Source organism: Cobetia sp. SIMBA_158, from assembly GCF_046566945.1.
GTDB lineage: Bacteria > Pseudomonadota > Gammaproteobacteria > Pseudomonadales > Halomonadaceae > Cobetia > Cobetia amphilecti.
In genome coordinates, this window is the sequence record NZ_JAWJYL010000502.1 from 1 (window position 1) to 264 (window position 264).

General features: G+C 51.1%; 1 protein-coding gene. It reads right to left on the reverse strand.

The window, feature by feature from the left end:
* Positions 1-201 (reverse strand): hypothetical protein (locus tag R2R70_RS20845; RefSeq protein WP_410979027.1); only part of this gene is annotated, 201 nt, incomplete at its 3' end.
* Positions 202-264: the final 63 nt, after the last annotated feature.

Here is a 264-nt window from a genome sequence, read left to right on the forward strand (position 1 = left end):
CTGCAATCCCGATCCAACAATCAATGTAGAATTTTCCGAGCGATTAGCGTCCCTCGCCAACCATACACCCGCGTCAACATACAGCGTTGGCATTACCCTTACCTCACCTCCCACACCGATCATTCGAATATCGAACGAATTATCTATCTTGTACTCGACCACAAGCAACTTTGCTGATGCAGCCCCGAAGTCGTAACTCACACCGACCATCTTTCCCAGGAATGGAACTCCGTCAGGAACCGGGGATGTAATTTGCGCCCCCGG